18 protein-coding genes are annotated in these 18,316 nt (G+C 70.5%); 7 read left to right on the forward strand and 11 right to left on the reverse strand.

Annotated features, from left to right (window positions below):
- Positions 1-27 precede the first annotated feature (27 nt).
- From dtd to tyrS, 3 genes are all read right to left on the reverse strand, one after another.
- Positions 28-468, reverse strand: coding sequence for a D-aminoacyl-tRNA deacylase (gene dtd, locus HHL10_RS00660; RefSeq protein ID WP_169158414.1), 441 nt, complete (start codon positions 466-468; stop codon positions 28-30).
- Positions 465-1,361, reverse strand: a complete 897-nt coding sequence (locus HHL10_RS00665; protein WP_169158415.1) for a cation diffusion facilitator family transporter — start codon at positions 1,359-1,361, stop codon at positions 465-467. Before HHL10_RS00665 ends, dtd begins: the two co-directional genes overlap by 4 nt.
- Before the next feature lie 73 nt (positions 1,362-1,434).
- Positions 1,435-2,676, reverse strand: a complete 1,242-nt coding sequence (gene tyrS, locus HHL10_RS00670; RefSeq protein WP_375138925.1) for a tyrosine--tRNA ligase — start codon at positions 2,674-2,676, stop codon at positions 1,435-1,437.
- Positions 2,677-2,901: 225 nt separating this feature from the next.
- Between tyrS and HHL10_RS00675 the strand changes: the two genes are divergently transcribed.
- Positions 2,902-4,266: a M23 family metallopeptidase gene (locus HHL10_RS00675; protein WP_169158417.1), complete on the forward strand. Its 1,365-nt coding sequence runs from the start codon at positions 2,902-2,904 to the stop codon at positions 4,264-4,266.
- Positions 4,263-5,408, forward strand: coding sequence for an anhydro-N-acetylmuramic acid kinase (locus HHL10_RS00680; RefSeq protein ID WP_310734499.1), 1,146 nt, complete (start codon positions 4,263-4,265; stop codon positions 5,406-5,408). Before HHL10_RS00675 ends, HHL10_RS00680 begins: the two co-directional genes overlap by 4 nt.
- Before the next feature lie 106 nt (positions 5,409-5,514).
- On the opposite strand, the gene erpA is transcribed toward HHL10_RS00680, so the two are convergent.
- The 3 genes from erpA to rplM all read right to left on the reverse strand — a co-directional run bounded on the left by erpA (position 5,515) and on the right by rplM (position 6,949).
- Positions 5,515-5,892: an iron-sulfur cluster insertion protein ErpA gene (gene erpA, locus HHL10_RS00685; RefSeq protein ID WP_169158418.1), complete on the reverse strand. Its 378-nt coding sequence runs from the start codon at positions 5,890-5,892 to the stop codon at positions 5,515-5,517.
- Between the two features lie 226 nt (positions 5,893-6,118).
- Positions 6,119-6,511: a 30S ribosomal protein S9 gene (gene rpsI / locus HHL10_RS00690; protein WP_169158419.1), complete on the reverse strand. Its 393-nt coding sequence runs from the start codon at positions 6,509-6,511 to the stop codon at positions 6,119-6,121.
- A gap of 9 nt (positions 6,512-6,520) precedes the next feature.
- Entirely contained in the window at positions 6,521-6,949 is a 429-nt protein-coding gene (gene rplM, locus HHL10_RS00695; RefSeq protein ID WP_169158420.1) for a 50S ribosomal protein L13, read from the reverse strand.
- Between the two features lie 314 nt (positions 6,950-7,263).
- Here rplM and HHL10_RS00700 point away from each other — a divergent pair, with 314 nt between their 5' ends.
- The gene (locus tag HHL10_RS00700) at positions 7,264-7,932 is read left to right on the forward strand and encodes a GNAT family N-acetyltransferase (protein ID WP_169158421.1); all 669 of its coding nucleotides are present in this window, start codon (positions 7,264-7,266) and stop codon (positions 7,930-7,932) included.
- Between the two features lie 66 nt (positions 7,933-7,998).
- Positions 7,999-9,018, forward strand: a complete 1,020-nt coding sequence (locus tag HHL10_RS00705; RefSeq protein WP_169158422.1) for a serine/threonine protein kinase — start codon at positions 7,999-8,001, stop codon at positions 9,016-9,018.
- A gap of 119 nt (positions 9,019-9,137) precedes the next feature.
- On the opposite strand, the gene htpG is transcribed toward HHL10_RS00705, so the two are convergent.
- On the reverse strand, positions 9,138-11,009 hold the full coding sequence (htpG, locus tag HHL10_RS00710) for a molecular chaperone HtpG (RefSeq protein ID WP_169158423.1): 1,872 nt from the start codon (positions 11,007-11,009) through the stop codon (positions 9,138-9,140).
- A 94-nt stretch (positions 11,010-11,103) separates the two neighbouring features.
- Positions 11,104-11,610, reverse strand: a complete 507-nt coding sequence (locus tag HHL10_RS00715; protein WP_169158424.1) for a hypothetical protein — start codon at positions 11,608-11,610, stop codon at positions 11,104-11,106.
- Positions 11,611-11,705: 95 nt separating this feature from the next.
- On the opposite strand from HHL10_RS00715, the gene HHL10_RS00720 reads away from it, so the two are divergent.
- Positions 11,706-13,013: an SDR family oxidoreductase gene (locus HHL10_RS00720; protein ID WP_169158425.1), complete on the forward strand. Its 1,308-nt coding sequence runs from the start codon at positions 11,706-11,708 to the stop codon at positions 13,011-13,013.
- Positions 13,013-13,477 carry a DUF2269 family protein gene (locus HHL10_RS00725; RefSeq protein ID WP_169158426.1) on the forward strand — a complete coding sequence of 155 codons (465 nt, stop codon included), beginning with the start codon at positions 13,013-13,015 and terminating at the stop codon, positions 13,475-13,477. Before HHL10_RS00720 ends, HHL10_RS00725 begins: the two co-directional genes overlap by 1 nt.
- Positions 13,478-13,493: 16 nt before the next feature.
- Here HHL10_RS00725 and HHL10_RS00730 read toward each other — a convergent pair whose 3' ends face one another.
- The 3 genes from HHL10_RS00730 to HHL10_RS00740 all read right to left on the reverse strand — a co-directional run bounded on the left by HHL10_RS00730 (position 13,494) and on the right by HHL10_RS00740 (position 15,995).
- Positions 13,494-13,931 (reverse strand): hypothetical protein, encoded by a 438-nt coding sequence (locus tag HHL10_RS00730; protein ID WP_169158427.1) that lies wholly within the window; start codon positions 13,929-13,931, stop codon positions 13,494-13,496.
- A 193-nt stretch (positions 13,932-14,124) separates the two neighbouring features.
- Positions 14,125-14,325, reverse strand: a complete 201-nt coding sequence (locus HHL10_RS00735; protein WP_169158428.1) for a hypothetical protein — start codon at positions 14,323-14,325, stop codon at positions 14,125-14,127.
- Between the two features lie 599 nt (positions 14,326-14,924).
- Positions 14,925-15,995: a flavodoxin family protein gene (locus HHL10_RS00740; protein ID WP_169158429.1), complete on the reverse strand. Its 1,071-nt coding sequence runs from the start codon at positions 15,993-15,995 to the stop codon at positions 14,925-14,927.
- 141 nt (positions 15,996-16,136) lie between these two features.
- Between HHL10_RS00740 and HHL10_RS00745 the strand changes: the two genes are divergently transcribed.
- Positions 16,137-18,164 carry an AsmA family protein gene (locus tag HHL10_RS00745; RefSeq protein ID WP_169158430.1) on the forward strand — a complete coding sequence of 676 codons (2,028 nt, stop codon included), beginning with the start codon at positions 16,137-16,139 and terminating at the stop codon, positions 18,162-18,164.
- Positions 18,165-18,316: the final 152 nt, after the last annotated feature.

Genomic DNA, 18,316 nt, shown 5'->3' on the forward strand with positions numbered 1-18,316 from the left:
TTACCTTTTGCTCTCCGGTGGGTCTTTTCAGGCCACCGTCATCGGGATGGTCACCGGCCCGTCGTTGACTAACTCCACCTGCATGTCGGCGCCGAAGACGCCGGCCTGGACCACCGGGTGGCGTTCGCGCGCGAGCTGCAGCACGCGCTCGTAGAGCTCGCGCCCCAGCGCGGCCGGCGCGGCGCCGGTAAAGCTGGGGCGGTTGCCGCCGCTGGTGTCGGCCGCCAGCGTGAACTGCGAAACGATCAGCAGCCCGCCCTGCACGTCCTGCACGCTGCGGTTCATCTTGCCGGCCTCGTCGCTGAACACGCGCAGCTTGAGCAGCTTGTCCACCAGCTTCACGGCCTGGACCTCGCCGTCGGCGGGCTGGGCGCAGACCAGCACCAGCAGGCCCTGGCCGATCTCGCCCACGGTGTCACCGGACACCTGCACGCGCGCGCGGCGCACACGCTGGATCAATGCAATCACGACGTCGTTTCCCCGTGGCGCTCGTCCACATGCGCCTCCACATCAAAAGACAGCAGCTGGATGGTGGCGCGCAGCCCCGGCACGGCCGCCATGAGCGCGCGCTCCACCTCGCCGCGCATGGCGGCGGCCCGGCCCAGCGGCCAATCGGCGGGCAGGTGCAGGTGCAGGTCCACGAAGCGGCGCTGGCCGGCGCGGCGCGTGGTGACATGGTCGAAACGCACCTGCGGGCTGTCGAAGCGCCGCAGCGTCTGCTCGATCCGCGCCTGGTCCTGCGGGTCGAGCGCGTGGTCCATCAGCCCGTCGGCCGAGCGCTTGAGCAGCGACAGCGCCTCGCGCACGATGTTGAGCGCCACGGCGATGGCCAGCACCGGGTCCAGCCACAGCCAGCCGGTGAAGTGCACGGCAATGAGGCCGCCGACCACGCCGGCGGAGGTCCACACGTCGGTGAAGAGGTGGCGCGCGTCGGCCTCCAGCGCCATCGAGTGGTGCTCGCGCGCCTTGCGCAGCATGGCCCAGGCCAGCACGCCGTTGAGCACCGAGCTCAGCACCGACAGCGCCAGCCCCGGCCCCAGCGCCTCCAGCGGCTCCGGATGCAGCAGCCGCTTCACGGCCGCGTAGACGATGGCCAGCGCCGCCACCAGGATCAGCACGCCCTCGAAGCCGCTGGAGAAGTACTCGGCCTTGTGGTGGCCGTAAGGATGCTCCTCGTCGGGCGGCCGCGCCGCCAGCGTCACCATGGCCAGCGCGAAGCTGGCGCCGGCCACGTTCACCAGCGACTCCATCGCGTCGGAGAGCAGGCCCACCGAGCCGGTGAGCCACCACGCCAGCGTCTTGAGCGCGATGGTGACCACCGCCACGCCGACGGAGATCTTCAGGTAGGTGCTGACCTGCATGGCGGCATTGTCCCGATGCGCCGGCCGCGCCCACGGGATGCTGCGGGCTTGGGCCAAGGCAACGGTGCAGTCTTCAGCCCAACGTGACGCGCGCGAACTTGCGCTTGCCCACCTGCAACACGTAGGTACCCGCCTCCAGCTTGAGGCCCTTGTCGGTGACGACGCTGCCGTCCACGCGCACGCCGCCCTGCTCGATCATGCGCATGGCCTCGCTGGTGGAGGGCACCAGGTTGGCCTGCTTCAGCAGGGCGCCGATGCCCAGCGGCGCGCCGGAGAGGTTCACTTCGGGAATGTCATCGGGGATGCCGCCGCGCGAACGGTTGATGAAGTCCTGCTCGGCGGCATCGGCCGCGGCAGCGGAGTGGAAGCGCGCGGTGATCTCCTTGGCCAGCATCACCTTGGCGTCCTTCGGGTTGCGCCCGGCCTCGACCTCGGCCTTGAGCGCGGCGATCTCGGCCTCGGAGCGGAAGCTCAGCAGGTTGAAGTACTTCCACATCAGCGTGTCGCTGATGGACAGCAGCTTGGCGAACATGGCGTTGGCCGGCTCGCTGATGCCGATGTAGTTGCCCTTGCTCTTGGACATCTTCTCGACGCCGTCCAGGCCTTCGAGCAGCGGCATGGTCAGGATGCACTGCGGCTCCTGGCCGTACTCGGCCTGCAGCGCGCGGCCCACGAGCAGGTTGAACTTCTGGTCGGTGCCGCCGAGCTCCAGGTCGGACTTGAGCGCCACGGAGTCGTAGCCCTGCATCAGCGGATACAGGAACTCGTGCACGCTGATGGGCGTGCCGGCCTTGAAGCGCTCGGCGAAGTCGTTGCGCTCCATCATCCGCGCCACCGTGTAGCGGGCAGCGAGCTGAATCATCCCGCGCGCGCCCAGCGCGTCGCACCACTCCGAGTTGTAGCGAATCTCGGTGCGGGCCGGGTCCAGCACCAGGCTGGCCTGCTTGTAGTAGGTCTGGGCGTTGGTCTCGATCTGCTCGCGCGTGAGCGGCGGGCGGGTGGTGTTGCGGCCGGAGGGGTCGCCGATGGTCGAGGTGAAGTCGCCGATCAAGAAGATCACCTGGTGGCCCAGGTCCTGCAGCTGACGCAGCTTGTTGAGCACCACGGTGTGACCAAGGTGGATGTCCGGAGCCGTCGGGTCCAGGCCGAGCTTGATGCGCAGCGGCACGCCGGTGGCCTGCGAACGTGCCAGCTTGGCGACCCATTCCTGCTCGGGCAACAACTCTTCACAACCCCGCAGCGTCACGGCCAGCGCGGCGCGCACCTCGTCCGTCACCGGGTAATTGACAGGCGCGGCGGGCGTGGTGGTCGTCACGATTTCTGACATAGCATTAAGGTTTGCAGGATTTTTGAATGTAAGGGCGCGTCACGCGGTGGTTATACTTCGCGCGGTTGCCGCAAGATTGCAACCTAAGACGTACCACTTTCAGCCGATATCGCAATTCTATCGATTGGCGCTGGGAGTTTTTTCAGACCCTTGCAGCCAGTCTCACTTCCGTGCTGCAACCGTTGCGGGCCCGGCCCGGCATTGAAGTTCACGATGACGGCATGGCTCGACCGCGCGGCCGAGAACGCGCACAAATTTGCTCAACGACATCCCCGCGCCTTGGCGGCGGGCGTGTTGTGCTCGCTGGCGGGCTTTGCCGCCACGGCATTCGGCGTGGCCTCGCCCACGGCGCCCGGCACGGAGATCGCGCAGCAGGTCATCAGTGAAGCGGTACAGCCGCTGCCGGTGCACGAGCAGCTCGAAGCGCTGGCCGCGCACCGTCTGGAGCTCAACCGCAGCACCGTGGGCCGCGCCAACGACACCGCCGACAACCTGCTGTCGCGCCTGGGCGTGAGCGACGCTTCGGCCGTGGCCTTCCTGCGCCGCGAGCGCAGCGTGCGCGAGCTGCTGGACCGGCGCCTGCCGCGCATGTTCAGCGCCCGCGCCGACGAGAGCGGCCGGCTGATCGAGCTGGTGGCCCGCTATCCGGCCCCGAACAAGGAGCAGCTCGACACGCACTTCACGCGCGTGGTGATGCAACCCGACGGACGCGGCGGCTGGAAGGTGGAGCGGCAGCTGGCGCGGCTGGAGTCGCAGGTGCGCCTGGGCAGCGGCACGATCAGCAACTCGCTGTTTGCCGCCACCGACGATGCCGGGCTGCCCGACAGCGTCGCCACGCAACTGTCAGAGATGTTCGCCGACGAGGTGGACTTCCACCGCGAGTTGCACAAGGGCGATACCTTCAGCGTCGTCTACGAGACGCTCACCGCCGATGGCGAGCCCATCGTCTGGAACGAGGGCGCGGGCCATCTGCTGGCTGCCGAGTTCATCAACGGCGGCCGCGTGCACCAGGGCATGTGGGTGCGCGACTCGCTGGGCCGGGGCGCCTACGCCGGCCTCGACGGCCAACCCAAGCAGCGCGGCTTCCTGGCCAGCCCCATGGAGTTCTCGCGCGTGACCTCGGGCTTCGCCATGCGCATGCACCCTATCCTGCAGACCCTGCGCGCGCACAAGGGCGTGGACTACGGCGCGCCCGTGGGCACGGCGGTGCGCACCGTGGGCGACGGCGTGGTGGATTTCGCCGGCTGGCAGAACGGCTACGGCAACGTGGTCGAGATCCGCCATGACGGCGAGCGCAGCACGCTCTACGCGCACCTGAGCCGCGTCGACGTGCGCAAGGGCGAGCGCGTGGAACAGGGTGAGCGCATCGGCGCCGTGGGCGCCACGGGCTGGGCCACCGGGCCGCACTTGCACTTCGAATTCCGCATCAACGGCGTGCACCAGGACCCGCTGCAGATCGCCAAGGCCACGCAGGCCACACTGCCGCCGGTGTCGCGCACCGAGCTGCAGCAGCTCGCCACCAGCGCCCGCACGCAGCTGGCCGCCGCGCGCAGCGTGGGCTCGATCAGCAACGAGTGAGCACCTTGCCGCCCGCCACGGCGCCGATCTACATCGGCCTGATGTCCGGCACCTCGCTGGACGGCCTGGATGGCGTGCTGGCGGACTTCACGCCGCAACCCTCGGGCGCCGCGCTGCGCGTCCTGGCCCATGTGCACCGGCCGTTGCCGCCGTCGCTGCGCGCCGAGCTCTTGGCCTTGAACCACAGCGGTGCCGACGAACTGCACCGGGCTGCGCTGGCCGCCAACGCGCTGTCGGTGCTGGAGGCCGAGGTGGTGCAGGCGCTGCTGGCGCAGGCGGATTTGCCGGCCGCGGCGGTGCGCGCCATCGGCGCCCATGGCCAGACGCTGCGCCACCAGCCCGGCCTGCACGACGGCCGGGGCTACACCCTGCAGCTGCACAACGGTGCCTTGCTGGCCGAGCTCACCGGCATCGACGTGGTGTGCGATTTCCGCACCCGGGACGTGGCCGCCGGCGGCCAGGGTGCGCCGCTGGTGTGCGCCTTCCACCAGGCGCTGTTCGCACAGCCGGGGCGGGATGTCGCCGTGCTGAACCTGGGCGGCCAGTCCAACTTGACGCTGTTGCGCGCCACGGGCGGCGTGACCGGCTTCGACTGCGGCCCGGCCAACGCGCTGCTGGACGGCTGGTGCGAACGTCACCTGGGCCAGCCCTTCGACACCGAGGGGCGCTGGGCGACCGGCGGCCGCGTGGACGGCGCGCTGCTGGGCGAGCTGCTGAGCGACCCCTTCTTCGCCCGCCGCCCACCCAAGAGCACCGGCCGCGACGATTTCAACCTGGCTTGGCTGAGTGCGCGGCTGGCGGCGCTGCCGGCAGCGTCGGCGCCGCGGGACGTGCAGGCCACGCTGGCGGCCTTCGTTGCCCGCACCGTGGCCGACGCGCTGCGGCGCGAGGCGCCGGACACGCGCGAACTGCTGGTGGCCGGCGGCGGCGCCTTCAACCTGGACCTGCTGCAGCGCCTGCGCCAGGAACTGCCCGGCGTGACGGTGCTGACCACCGACGCGCGCGGCCTGGACGTGAACCAGGTGGAAGCGACCGCCTTCGCCTGGCTGGCGCAGGCCTTCATCGAGCGTCGGCCCGGCAACCGGGTCGAGGTCACGGGCGCGCGCGGGCCGCGCGTGCTGGGCGCGCTGCATCCGGCCTGAGCTTTCCTCGGTTCACACCGGCTTCACGTCACGCAGGGGACGAGGCCGGCCCGAGCATGAAAAAAGCCACCCGAGGGTGGCTTCTTCATTGGCGGGTACGGAAAGCTCAGACCGAGAAGCTGGAGCCGCAGCCGCAGGTGGTGCTGGCGTTGGGGTTCTTGATGACGAACTGCGCGCCCTGCAGGTCTTCCTTGTAGTCGATCTCGGCGCCCATCAGGTACTGCAGGCTCATGGCGTCGATGAGCAGCGTGACGCCGTTCTTCTGCATCTGCGTGTCGTCCTCGTTGACCAGCTCGTCGAAGGTGAAGCCGTACTGGAAACCCGAGCAGCCGCCGCCCTGCACGAACACGCGCAGCTTCAGCTCGGGATTGCCCTCCTCGGCCACGAGCTCGGCCACCTTGGCCGCGGCGCTGTCGGTGAAGATGATCGGCGCGGGCATGCCGTCGGTGGTGAGGTCGGTGCTTTGTTCGGCAACTGCGCTCATGCGGGGCTCTCCTGGAGGAATCTAGAAAACGCGAAGCACCGGAATTGTCCATGAATCCGCTCGGGTACCCCCAGGGCGGCGGCCATTGAGCCCTCGCGGAAAAGGCCAATTCCGGCACACAAGAACAAAGGCCGCCCGGTGAGGGGCGGCCTTGGCGGGCGTGGATCGCAGGGCACGCCACCCTGGCGCCGCGGCGCCCGAAGGCATCGCGGCGGCGCAAGATCGATCAGCGCTTGCTGAACTGCTTGCGGCGACGGGCACCGTGCAGACCGACCTTCTTACGCTCGACTTCACGCGCGTCACGCGTGACGAAGCCGGCGCGGCTCAGTTCGGGCTTGAGGGCCGCGTCGTAGTCGATCAGGGCGCGGGTGATGCCGTGGCGCACAGCGCCGGCCTGGCCCGATTCGCCACCGCCTTCGACGTTGACCTTGATGTCAAACGCCTCGCCATTGTTCGTCAGCATCAGGGGCTGCTTGACGATCATGATCGAGGTCTGACGGCCGAAGTACTGCTCGACGGGCTTGCCGTTGACCAGGATCTGGCCCGTGCCGCGCTTGATGAACACGCGCGCCACCGACGATTTGCGGCGGCCGGTGCCGTAGTTCCATTCTCCGATCATCACCGCTCCTTAGATCTCGAGGACCTTGGGTTGCTGGGCGGTGTGCGGGTGCGTGGCACCGGCGTACACCTTCAGCTTCTTGGCCATCGCATAACCCAGCGGGCCCTTGGGCAGCATGCCCTTGACGGCCTTTTCCAGGGCACGGCCCGGATGCTTGGCTTGCATGTCCTTGAACTTGGTGGCGTAGATGCCGCCCGGAAAGCCCGAGTGGCGGTAGTACACCTTGTCGTTGGCCTTGTTGCCGGTCACGCGCAGCTTGTCGACGTTGACGACGACGATGAAGTCACCGGTGTCCACGTGCGGCGTGTAGATGGCCTTGTGCTTGCCGCGCAAACGGAGTGCCACTTCGCTGGCAACACGTCCGAGCACCTTGTCGGTGGCGTCAATCACAAACCACTCGTGCACGACTTCGGCCGGCTTGGCGCTGAAGGTCTTCATGAGGGGGTCTTTCAGTTGAGGATCACCCGGACATCGGGCAACCCGGCTACGGCTGCATGTGCTGCGCACGTCCTCGGTGCCGCTTATGCAAGGCGGCCTCTCGGCCCATGCTCCGGGTACTCCTTGCGGAGCGCCGGAACAGGCGCAACTTCCCCGCCGTTGACAGGAAAGCCGATGATTGTAGACCGAAGACTGAAACCGTGGGAGTAGTCTCAGGCAATCCTTCACATTACGGACGCTCGAACGCCGGGTAGGACTAACCCTAGGTTGCGGTAACATGCGGGAAAACCCTATCAGGGAATCCGAGAGTCTCCATGTCTGCCAGCACCGCCACCCCGAACCGTCGTTCCGCCTCGCCAGCGCCGCGCGCAGCCTGGGTGCCGATCCGCTCGCTGGCCGTGCGGCATCGGCCGCTGATCCTGGCCCACCTGCTGACCCTGTCCGAGAGCGACCGCTACCTGCGCTTCGGCTATGCCGCCTCCGACGCACAGGTGCAGCGCTACGTGGGCAGCATCGACTTCGGCCGCGACGAGGTGGTGGGCATCTTCGACGAGACGCTGGCGCTGGTGGCCGTGGCGCACCTGGCGCGCATCGACGGCTCGGCCGGCGCGGCGCCGATGGCCGAGTTCGGCGTCTCGGTGCTGCCGCGCGCGCGGGGCCGCGGCTGGGGCAGCCGGCTGTTCGAGCGTGCCGTGCTGCACGCGCGTAACTGGGGCGCCCAGACCATGATCATCCACGCCCTGAGCGAGAACACCGCCATGCTGCGCATCGCCCGCAAGGCCGGCGCCACCATCGAGCGCGACGGTGGCGAGGCCCAGGCGCTGCTGCGCCTGCCGCCCGAGGACGCCGCCTCGCGCATGGACACCCTGATGGCGCAGCAGGCCGGCGAGTTCGACTACCAGCTCAAGCTGCAGGCGCTGCGCCTGCGCCAGTGGTGGCAGATGATGCTGCCCCGCGCCGCCGGCGCCCACGCGGCCGGCTGAGCCACCTTCCCGCCCGGCTTGGCCCTGCCGCCCGGAGCGCGCGGGACGCCGGGCTAGCATGCGCGGATGCCTCATTACGCCGCCCTGCGCCCCGAATCCGTGCTCGATGCCGCAGCCGCCGCGGGCTTCGACCCCGACGGCCGGCTGCTGCAGCTCAATTCCTACGAGAACCGCGTGTTCCAGGTCTTCCTGGAAGACGGCGTGGTCGTGGTCGCCAAGTTCTACCGCCCGGAGCGCTGGAGCGACGCGCAGATCCTCGAAGAGCACGCCTTTGCCCTGGCCCTGGCCGCGGCCGACGTGCCGGTGGTCGCGCCGCTGGCGCTGCAATCCCGCGACGGCCTTCTCGCCTTGAGCGGCGAGCCGCCCACGCTCGGCGAGATCCGGCTCGACGGCGAGCCCTTCCGCTTCAGCATCAGCCCGCGCCGCGCCGGCCGCGCCCCCGACCTGGAAGACCCGATGGTGCTGCAGTGGCTGGGCCGCTTCCTGGGCCGGCTGCACGCTGTGGGGGCCGAGGCGCCCTTCAGGCACCGCCGCACGCTGGATGTCGCCACCTTCGGCGAGGCCGCGCGCGACCGGCTGCTCGAAGGCGACTTCATTCCGCCCGACCAGCTCCCGGCCTGGCGCAGCAGCTGCGACGCCGCGCTGAACGCGGTGCGCGAGGTGTTCGAGCGCGTCGGCACCGTGCGCCGGCTGCGCCTGCACGGCGACTGCCACCCCGGCAACATCCTCTGGCGCGACGAGGGACCGCACGTGGTGGACCTCGACGACGCCTGCACCGGCCCGGCGGTGCAGGACCTGTGGATGCTGCTCTCGGGCCAGCCCACGGCCATGGCGGCGCAGCTCGGCCAGATCCTGCAGGGCTACCGCCTGTTCATGCCCTTCGACACGCGCGAGCTGGCGCTGATCGAGCCGCTGCGCACGCTGCGCATGATTCACCACAGCGCCTGGCTGGCCGAGCGCTGGAGCGACCCGGCCTTCCCCGCCGCCTTCCCCTTCTTCGGCACATCCGCGTACTGGTCGGAGCAGACGACGCAGTTGCGCGAGCAACTGGAGGCGATGGGCGAGCCGCCGTTGGAGTTGTACTGAAACGAAAAACCACGCGGGCCAGGCAGCACCGCGTGGTTCGTGGGTGCCGGCCTGCGCCGGCATGACGACGTTTCTTCTGCGGCCTGTGCCTCGCTGCGCAGGCCGCCGGCCTCAAGGCCTCACTCGCTCAGCAGGCGCGTCACGCGCTGCACATGCTCGGCCGGGTTGTCGAGCTGGCCGCCCTCGGCCAGCCAAGCCTGGTCGAACAGCAGGTGCGCCAGGTCGTCGAAGCGCGCCTCGTCCGCCTCCAGCTTCTTCACCAGCGGGTGCTCGGCGTTGACTTCCAGGATCGGCTGCGACTTCGGCGCCTGCTGGCCGGCCTGCTTGAGCAGCCGCGCCAGGTGCGCGCTCATGTCGCCCTCCTCCACCACGATGCACGCGGGCGACTCCACCAGGCGGGTCGTCACGCGCACGTCCTTGGCGCGGTCCTTGAGCGCGGCCTTGAGCTTCTCCAGCACGGGCTTGAAGGCCTCGGCTGCTTCTTCCGCGTGCTTCTTCTCTTCCTCGTCCTGCAGCTTGCCCAGGTCCACCGCGCCCTTGGCCACGCTCTGCAGCGGCTTGCCGTCGAACTCGACCAGGTGCGAGAGCATCCACTCGTCCACCCGGTCCGCCAGCAGCAGCACCTCCAGGCCCTTCTTGCGGAAGATCTCCAGCTGCGGGCTGTTCTTGGCCGCGGCCAGCGTCTCGGCGGTGATGTAGTAGATGGCCTCCTGGCCCTCCTTCATGCGCGAGACGTAGTCGGCGAAGCTGACGTCCGAGTCGGCCTGCGTGGAGGCGAAGCGCAGCAGCTTGGCCAGGCGCTCCTGGTTGGCATGGTCCTCGCCGATGCCCTCCTTGATCACCGCGCCGAACTGCTCCCAGAACTTGGCGTACTGCTCCTTCTGGTTCTCGGCCAGGTCCTCCAGCATGGACAGCACCCGCTTGGTCGAGCCCTCGCGGATGGCCTTCACGTCGCGGCTTTCCTGCAGCAGCTCGCGGCTGACGTTCAGGGGCAGGTCGGCCGAGTCGATCACGCCCTTGACGAAGCGCAGGTACACCGGCATCAGCGCCTCGGCGTCGTCCATGATGAACACGCGCTTGACGTAGAGCTTGACGCCGCCGCGCTTGTCACGGTTCCACAGGTCGAACGGGGCCTTGGACGGGATGTAGAGCAGCTGCGTGTACTCGGTGCGGCCCTCGACGCGGTTGTGCGTGTAGGCCAGCGGCGGCTCGCTGTCGTAGGACAGCTGCTTGTAGAACTCCTTGTATTCCGCGTCGGTGACGTCGCTCTTGCTGCGCGTCCACAGCGCCGCGGCCTTGTTCACCGTTTCCCACTCGTCGGTGGTGACCTGCTCCTTCTTCTCGGCGTCCCAGGTCTCCTTGCGCATCAGGATGGGCAGCGAGATGTGGTCGGAGTACTTGCCGATGATGGATTTCAGCCGCCAGGTGGAGAGGAACTCCTCCTCGCCCTCGCGCAGGTGCAGCGTCACGTCGGTGCCGCGCTTTTCCTTCGTGATCGCCTCGACTTCGAACTCGCCCGCGCCCTCGCTGGACCAGCGCACGCCTTCTTCAGGCGAGAGCCCCGCGCGGCGCGACTCGACCGTGATGCGGTCCGCGACGATGAAGCCGGAATAGAAACCCACGCCGAACTGGCCGATCAGCGCCGCGTCCTTCTTCTGGTCGCCTTCCAGGCGCGCCATGAACTCGCGCGTGCCGCTCTTGGCGATGGTGCCCAGGTGCGCCGTGGCTTCCTCGGCGCTCATGCCGATGCCGTTGTCGCTGATGGTGACGGTGCGCGCCTCGGGGTCGAAGCTCACCCGCACTTCCAGGTTGGGCTGGTCCTCGTACAGCCCGTTGTTGTTCAGGGCTTCGAAGCGCAGCTTGTCGCAGGCGTCCGAGGCGTTGGAGACCAGCTCGCGCAGGAAGATTTCCTTGTTCGAGTACAGCGAGTGCGTGACGAGGTGCAGGATCTGCTTGACCTCGGCCTGGAACGAGAGCGTTTGTTTGTGCATGGTGTAGTGATGTGGTCCACCCGCCTCCACCGCGGGGCGGGCCCCAGGTGGGGACGCGCCCCGCGGCTTCAAGGGCCGCCCCGGCAGCGGGGGCTCAATCCTCGCGCAGGTCCGACACCGTGGGCGCCTCGTGGCGGCGCTGCAGCCCGCCCATGGCCAGGCCCAGCGCGAAGCTGCCGTAGACCATCCACAGGCTGCGCGTCGTCATGCGGTGCTGGAAACCCGGCGTCAGCCGCTCGGGCACCAGCTTCAGGTCCACCACAGCCGCCAGCGCCGCCACGCCGGCCGCGTCCACCAGCGCGCCGGTGACGGTGCGGCGCTCGCGCCGCGCCTGCAGTCCCTCGTACAGCCCGGCCCACAGCATGGCCGAGGCGGTGTGGATCGCCGCGCCCATCAGCGTGTGGCTCACCGTCACGTCCTCGCGGTGCACCGCCTCGTGGCCGTGTACCCAGTGCGAAGGCGCGTTCACCGGAGCGACGGCGCTACCGGTGTCCGCCTTGCCGCGCACCGCCATCGAGCCGCCAGACAGCGCCGCGGCCAGCAGGCCGTCCTTGATGGCGCGCTGCGCCGTGTTGACGAGGAATTGCGTGGTCAGGCCCATGGAAGTCACCTCTGCTACTTAAAGGAATACGGTTTGCCGAAGCGGCACGCTCATTCGGCAAGCGCCGTTCCCCAGGCTTTTCCCACCCCGTCGCGATGAAAGTGCTGCTCACGGGCGCCACCGGCTTCATCGGCAGCCGGCTGCGCCAGGCCCTGCTCGATGCCGGCCACAGCGTGGTGGCCGTGTCGCGCCATGCACCCACGGCGCCGCAGCCGCCGCGCCTGCAATGGCTGGCGCTGGACTTCGCCCGCGCCCTCACGCCCGCGCAGTGGCTGCCGTACCTGCAGGGCGTGGACGCGGTGGTCAATGCCGTGGGCATCTTTCGCGAGGCCGGCAGCCAGACCTTCGAGGCCCTGCACCACCGCGCGCCCGTGGCGCTGTTCCAGGCCTGCGCGCAGGCCGGGGTGCGGCGCGTGGTCCAGATCTCGGCGCTGGGCGTGGCCGCCGGCACCACCGCCTACCAGCGCAGCAAGCACGCCGCCGACGAGGCGCTGCGCGCGCTGCCGCTGGACGCCACGGTGGTGCAGCCTTCGCTGGTGTTCGGCGAGGACGGGCCCAGCGCCCGCTTCTTCCTGACCTTGTCGAGCCTGCCGCTGCTGGCGCTGCCGCGCGGCGGCCCGCTGCAGCCAGTGCACGTGGACGACGCCGTGGCGGCGCTGGCCGCGCTGCTGCAGGCGCCGGCCGCGGCCTGGGCCGGGCGCCGCGTCGCGCTGGTCGGGCCGCAGCCGCTGTCATTGACGCAGTACCTGCAGGCGCTGCGCGCGGCGCAGGGCCTGCCGCGCGCGCCGGTGCTGAGCGTGCCGGGGCCGCTGGCGGCCTGGGGCGCCCGCATCGCCGGCCGCCTGGGCAGCTCGCTGCTGGACGAGGACAGCTGGCACATGCTGCAGCAGGGCAACGCCGCGCCGGCCGACGACATCACGCGGCTGCTGGGCCGCCCACCCCGGCCGGCGCAGGCCTTCATTCCCCGCGCCCGCGCCGATGCCGCGCGCGCCCAGGCGCGGCTGGCCTGGACGCTGTGGCTGCTGCGCCTGTCGCTGGCGCTGGTGTGGCTCATCACGGCCGCCGTTTCCTACGGCCTGTACCCGGTGCAGCAGAGCTACGAGCTGCTGGCGCGCACCGGCGTGCCGCCGGCGCTGCAGCCGCTCATGCTCTACGGCGCCGCCACCTTCGACCTGGCGCTGGGCGTGCTGACGCTGTGGCCGCTGCGCCCGCGCGCGCGGCGCTGGCTGTGGGGCACGCAGGCCGCGCTGATCGGCTTCTACACGGTCCTGATCACGTGGCGGCTGCCCGAGTTCTGGCTCCACCCCTACGGGCCGCTGACCAAGAACCTGCCCATCCTGGCGGCGCTGGCGCTGCTGGCCGCGCTGGAGCCGCGCGGGAGCCAGGCCACGGAGACGCGCTGATGGACTACCTGGTCGCCAAGTGGCTGCACATCCTCTCCAGCACGCTGCTGTTCGGCACCGGGCTGGGCTCGGCCTACTACATGTTCTTCACCAGCCTCACGCGCGACCCGCATGCCGTGGCCATTGTGGTGCGCTACGTGGTGCTGGCCGACTGGCTGTTCACCACCACCACCATCATCTTCCAGCCCCTGAGCGGCTGGTACATGGCGCACCTGGCCGGCATCCCGCTTACCACGCCCTGGCTGTTCTGGACCTTCGTGCTGTACTTCGTGGCCGGCGCCTGCTGGCTGCCGGTGGTGTGGATACAGATCCGCATGCGCGCGCTGGCGCAGGCCGCCGTCACGCACAACCAGCCGCTGCCGCCGCGCTACTTCCAGCTGCTCAAGGTCTGGACCGCCCTGGGCGTGCCCGCCTTCGTGGCGCTGGTGATCGTGTTCTATCTGATGGTGGCCAAGCCGACTTGAGCGGCCCGACGCCGCCTCACGCCGGCGCGAAGTCCTCGCGCACGTAGTAGTCGCCGGTGTTGTCCTTGGAGGCGAAGTGGCGCGCCCGGTCGGCATCGCGCACGACGTTGAACTTCACGTCCTCGTGGCGCGCGAACATCACCACCGTGTTGCCGTCGCGCAGGTGCAGCAGCACGTCGCCGTTGACCAGCGGCTCGGCCAGCAGCACCTCCGCGCCCGACAGCCGCTCGCACATGGCGCGCCGGCGCGCGTTCTGGAAACGCTGGTCGTGCACCGCGTCCAGCCGCTTGTCGGGCTGCAGCTCGTCCTCGGCGCGGAACAGCGCCTGCTCGATCTGGCGCTGCCAGTCGCGCAGCACGTCGCGCCGGAAGGAGGCCGGCATGTCGGCCAGGCGGCCGAGGTCGATCTCGCCGTGACCGGTTTCCCAGTCCACTTGCAGGGCAGGCATAGGCATGGCGCGCACGCTCGTCGGTACTACTTGAAGCGCGCAGTCTGCCGCTGTCGGCAGCGTGCCGATTGAAGCAACAACAGCACCGCAGCAGCGCTGTTTGGCTTTTCACCGCGCCGCCCGGCGCCGTGCTAACGGGTTTGGCGGCCGGGCGCCGCCCCGGCGCGTCCTGCCGGCCAAGGCAGGAGCGGCCCCGGGCTCAATGCAGCAGCGGACGCGGCGGATGCGGGTCCTGCGGCGGGGCGTCGGCCGGGTCGGGATCGTCGATCTCGCGCGGCGGCTCGTCGGGCTCGGGCATCTCGGCCGGCCGCGCCGGCCCGCGCGGCGGGGCCTCCGGGGGCGGCGTCACGGGCAGCTCACCCAGGCGCCAGGAGAACAGGGTGGATTCGACAGGCTTCATGCGGTTGCGCTCCGGACAAGGCGGATGCGCGTCGCTGCAAGCCGCGCGCCCAACCGTCACCCTCCAGGGCCTTGTGCACGGCCGCAGCCGGTTCAGGCCTGCGCCCGTTGTGTTTGGTTGCACCAGCTTTGCCGACGCCGGCAAAAAGCGCCGGTAAGCCCCACTGCCTTCCTGGCAACCGGCTCCTCCATCCACCGCCCCGAAACCGCGCTCAAGCCTTGTCGCACAAGGGAGAAAGCGCCCAGGACACCCGGGAGCTTTGTCCTGGCACGGTCGATGCTTTATCTCCGCCAGCCCCGGGCGCAAACACCGTCGCTGCCAGTCTCCCTCCCCTCCTTCCCCAATATGGCGGCTTCGGGCCCGGGGTCCTTTTCGGGACCCCCTCCTTCCTCTGCCCTGCTCCGCTGGGGCATGACGCGCCCTTCAGCCTTGCACGGCTGCCGCAGCACGGCTCACCGTGGCCTGCCCACGCGCGGCGTCGCGGGCTGAAACCACGACGGGCCCCGCGGCGGCGGACTGTTTCGCTCGGATGACCGATCAACCCGCCCCATGTCACTCATCGAGGCGGGTGCTGCTCCTGGGTCAACCATCCTGCGCGCTCACTTCGGCCGGGGCCGTGGCAGGTTGGCACCGGGCTGCATCAGCCGCCCCGTGCGCAGCGCGGCCACGGCCTCGGCCAACGCCCGTGCCGCGTGGCGCACCTCTTCCTGCAGCGCCGAGTCCTCGTCCAGGCGGTCGTGGCTCTCGGCGTAGGACCCGTAGTAGCCGATGTAGCGGTCCAGCCGTGCCGTCGCGCCGGCCGGAATGAGGCCCATCCAGTCCAGCCAGTCGCACAGCGCGCGCCGCACGCCGTCCGTGCCGGCCACGTCGCCGTGCACCACCACGCCATAGGCGCGGCCGGCCAGGTGCTTGGGATAGGGCCAGCCCGCCAGTTCCAGCGCCTTGGCCTTGGCCGGGTCCTTGCCGCCGGTGCGGGTCGGGTCCGGGTTGCCGCCGTCGGCGCACACCAGGCGGTCGATCATCAGCTTCAGCGCGCTGGAGGCCTGCCACCAGTGCACCGGCGTGACGATCAGCACCCCATGCGCCGCCACCCAGCGCTCGTAGATCTCCGCCATCCAGTCGCCCACCTGCCCCAGCGCGTGGTTCGGGTAGCAGGAGCAGGGCCAGTGGCACAGCGGCATGGCGGTGGAGACGCAACCCTTGCAGGGGTGGATGTGGCGCCCCGGCTCGGAGCTCAGCAGGCTCAGGTCCAGCAGGTCGGGCTGCAGCCCGGCGCCGGCCAGCACCTCGCTGGCCAGCATCACCAGCCGGTGGCTCTTGGAACGCTCGCCCGGGCAGGTGCCGTCGTTGCGCGGTGAGCCGCACACCAGCAGCACGCGCGAGGGCGAGGCCGGGTCCTGCTGCCAGGCCTGCGCCGCCAGCAGCCGCTCGCGCGTGGCGCGCCATTCGTCCGACAGCGCGTAGCCGGGGTCGGCGTAGCCCGGCCCGGCCGGCGAGGTCCGCGGCGCCTTGCGCCCGTCCCGGTAGGCCTGCCACGCAATCTCTTCCAGCCGGGCAATGGCGGCGCCCTCGGCCTGGAAGGCCGGGTCGGCAAAGCTCAGCCTGAAGCGCTCGCCGAAGGCCGCGCGCTCCAGCGGCGGCGGCGTCTGACCCTTGCGCACGCCGCTCATGGCCGGGCACGCCTAAGGGCACAGGGGTCAACGGTCCTGCTCGGCATCAGGGGCACCTCCGGGGGACACCTGGGTCACCCCGGCGGCAAGGCCCATTCCCGGCGCCGAACCCGCGGCATGGGGCTTGCCGACGTCCCTGGCATGGCAACCGGATTCCGCATCGGCCGTGCCGGCCGTTGGCTGCTGGGGGCGCTGGCGCTGCTGATCGTGGCGTTGGCGCTGTGCGAGGCCCTGGGCTGGCGCTTCCTGCGCGACCCCGTGCAAAGCCGGCTGGGCGCGGCGCTGCAGCGCGAGGTGGTGTGCGGCCCGACGTTCCGCGTGCACCTGCTGGGCTCGGTGCGCCTGCAGTGCAGCGAGCTGCGCCTGGGCACGCCCGAGGGGCAGCCGGTGCTGCGCGACGAGCAGGGCCAGCCGCGCCCGATGCTGCGCGCCACCGACGTCGGCGTCGCCGTGCCCTACGGCTCGCTGCTGGCGCTGCGCCGCGGCGAGGGGCTTGAGACCGTCGTGGTCAGCGCGCTGACCATGCAGCAGTTCGAGGCCAACCTGGCGCAGGCCAAGGACGGCCGCGCCAACTGGAAGTTCGGCCCGCCCAAGCCGCCCAAACCCGAGGGCGAGGAGGAGCCGCTGCCGATTCCGCGCTTCGGCGAGCTGCAGGTGCGCGAGGGCCGGCTGCGCCTGGACGACGCGCTGCACGCCCTGCTCGTGGACGGCCGGCTCAGCACCAGCGAGGGCGAGGCCGGCGGCGCCAACGCCGGGCTGCGCGCCGAGGCCCAGGGCCGCTGGGAAGGAAAACCGCTGACGGCGCGGCTGGAGGCCGGCGGCGTGCTGCCGCTGGTGGGCGGCGGCGGACAGCTCGTGCCCATCAAGCTGCACCTGGAGGCGGCGCAGACGCTGGTCGATCTGGAAGGCCGCGTCGCCGACGTGATGTCGCTGCGCGCGCTGGAGGGCCGCTTCCACGTCAAGGGCGCCTCGCTGGCCGGCGCCGGCGGCTTCCTGAGCCTGACGCTGCCCACCACCGGACCCTTCGAGATGTCCGGGAACATCAGCCGCAAGGACGAGCGCTGGCACGCGCTGGTGCAGTCCTTCACGGTGGGCAGCAGCCGCATGCGCGGCGAGTTCGATTTCGACCCCACGGTGAAGCCGCCGCGCCTGGCCGGCACCCTGGCCGGGCAGCGGCTGGCGCTGTCGGACCTGGCCCCGGCGTTTGGCGCAGCCGCCAAGGGCGCCGAAGGCGGGGAGAAGGCGGCAGCGAAGGACAAGCGCGGCCGCGTGCTGCCGCAGCAGGAGTTCGACCTGCCCAAGCTCGGCCTGATGCAGGCCGACGTGCGCGTGGACCTGGACAACGCCGACCTGGGCACGGGCGCGCTGGAGAACTTCAAGCCGCTGCAGGGCCGCATCCTGCTCAAGGACCGCGTGCTGACGCTGCAGGACATGGTGGCGCGCACTGCCGGCGGCGAGCTGCGCGGCCAGATCGCGCTGGACAGCCGGCCGCGGCAGCCGCTGTGGCAGGCCAACCTGCGCTGGTCCGGCGTGCAGCTGGAGCGCTTCGTCAAGCCGCGCAACCCCACCGCCGACAAGCCCGCGGGCGCGCCCGACCCCGGCTACATCAGCGGCGTGCTCGGCGGCCAGGCGCAGCTGCGCGGCGCGGGCCGCTCCACGGCGGCGATGCTGGGCTCGCTCGACGGCGGCATGGACCTGTGGGTGCGCAACGGCGCGCTGTCGCACCTGGTGATCGAGGCCGCCGGCCTGGACCTGGCGCAGGCGCTGGGCGTGGCGCTCCAGGGCGACCAGCGCCTGCCGCTGCACTGCGCCGTGGTGCGCATGCAGGTGCGCGACGGCCTGGTGCGCCCGGAAGTGGCGGTGTTCGACACCAGCGACACCACCATCCTGGCCAGCGGCGAGGTCTCGCTGGCGCAGGAGCGACTGGACCTGACCCTGGCGGCCCGGCCCAAGGACTTCTCGCCGCTGTCGCTGCGCTCGCCGGTGCACATCGAGGGCACCTTCGCGCAGCCCGAGCTGCGCCTGGAGAAAGGCAAGCTGGCCTTGAAGCTCGGCGCCGCCGCGGCGCTGGCCCTCGTCAACCCGCTGGCCGCCGTGCTGCCGCTGATGGACCCGGGCGACAAGGAAAACGCCGGCTGCCAGCAGACGCTGCAGAAGTTCAAGGGCTGAGCATCGAGGCGACTCGCGCACGGATTGTCCCTGCCGCGGCCTCGTCCCCACACCGCCCTGCCCCGCCGCGGCGCAGCCGGTTGCGCCCGCCACCACCGCGTCGCTCCCACGCCACACCCCCCCGGGAACAGGCCTTGCCCAAAACCAGGACT

The organism is Azohydromonas caseinilytica (assembly GCF_012927045.1).
GTDB classification, from domain to species: domain Bacteria; phylum Pseudomonadota; class Gammaproteobacteria; order Burkholderiales; family Burkholderiaceae_C; genus Azohydromonas; species Azohydromonas caseinilytica.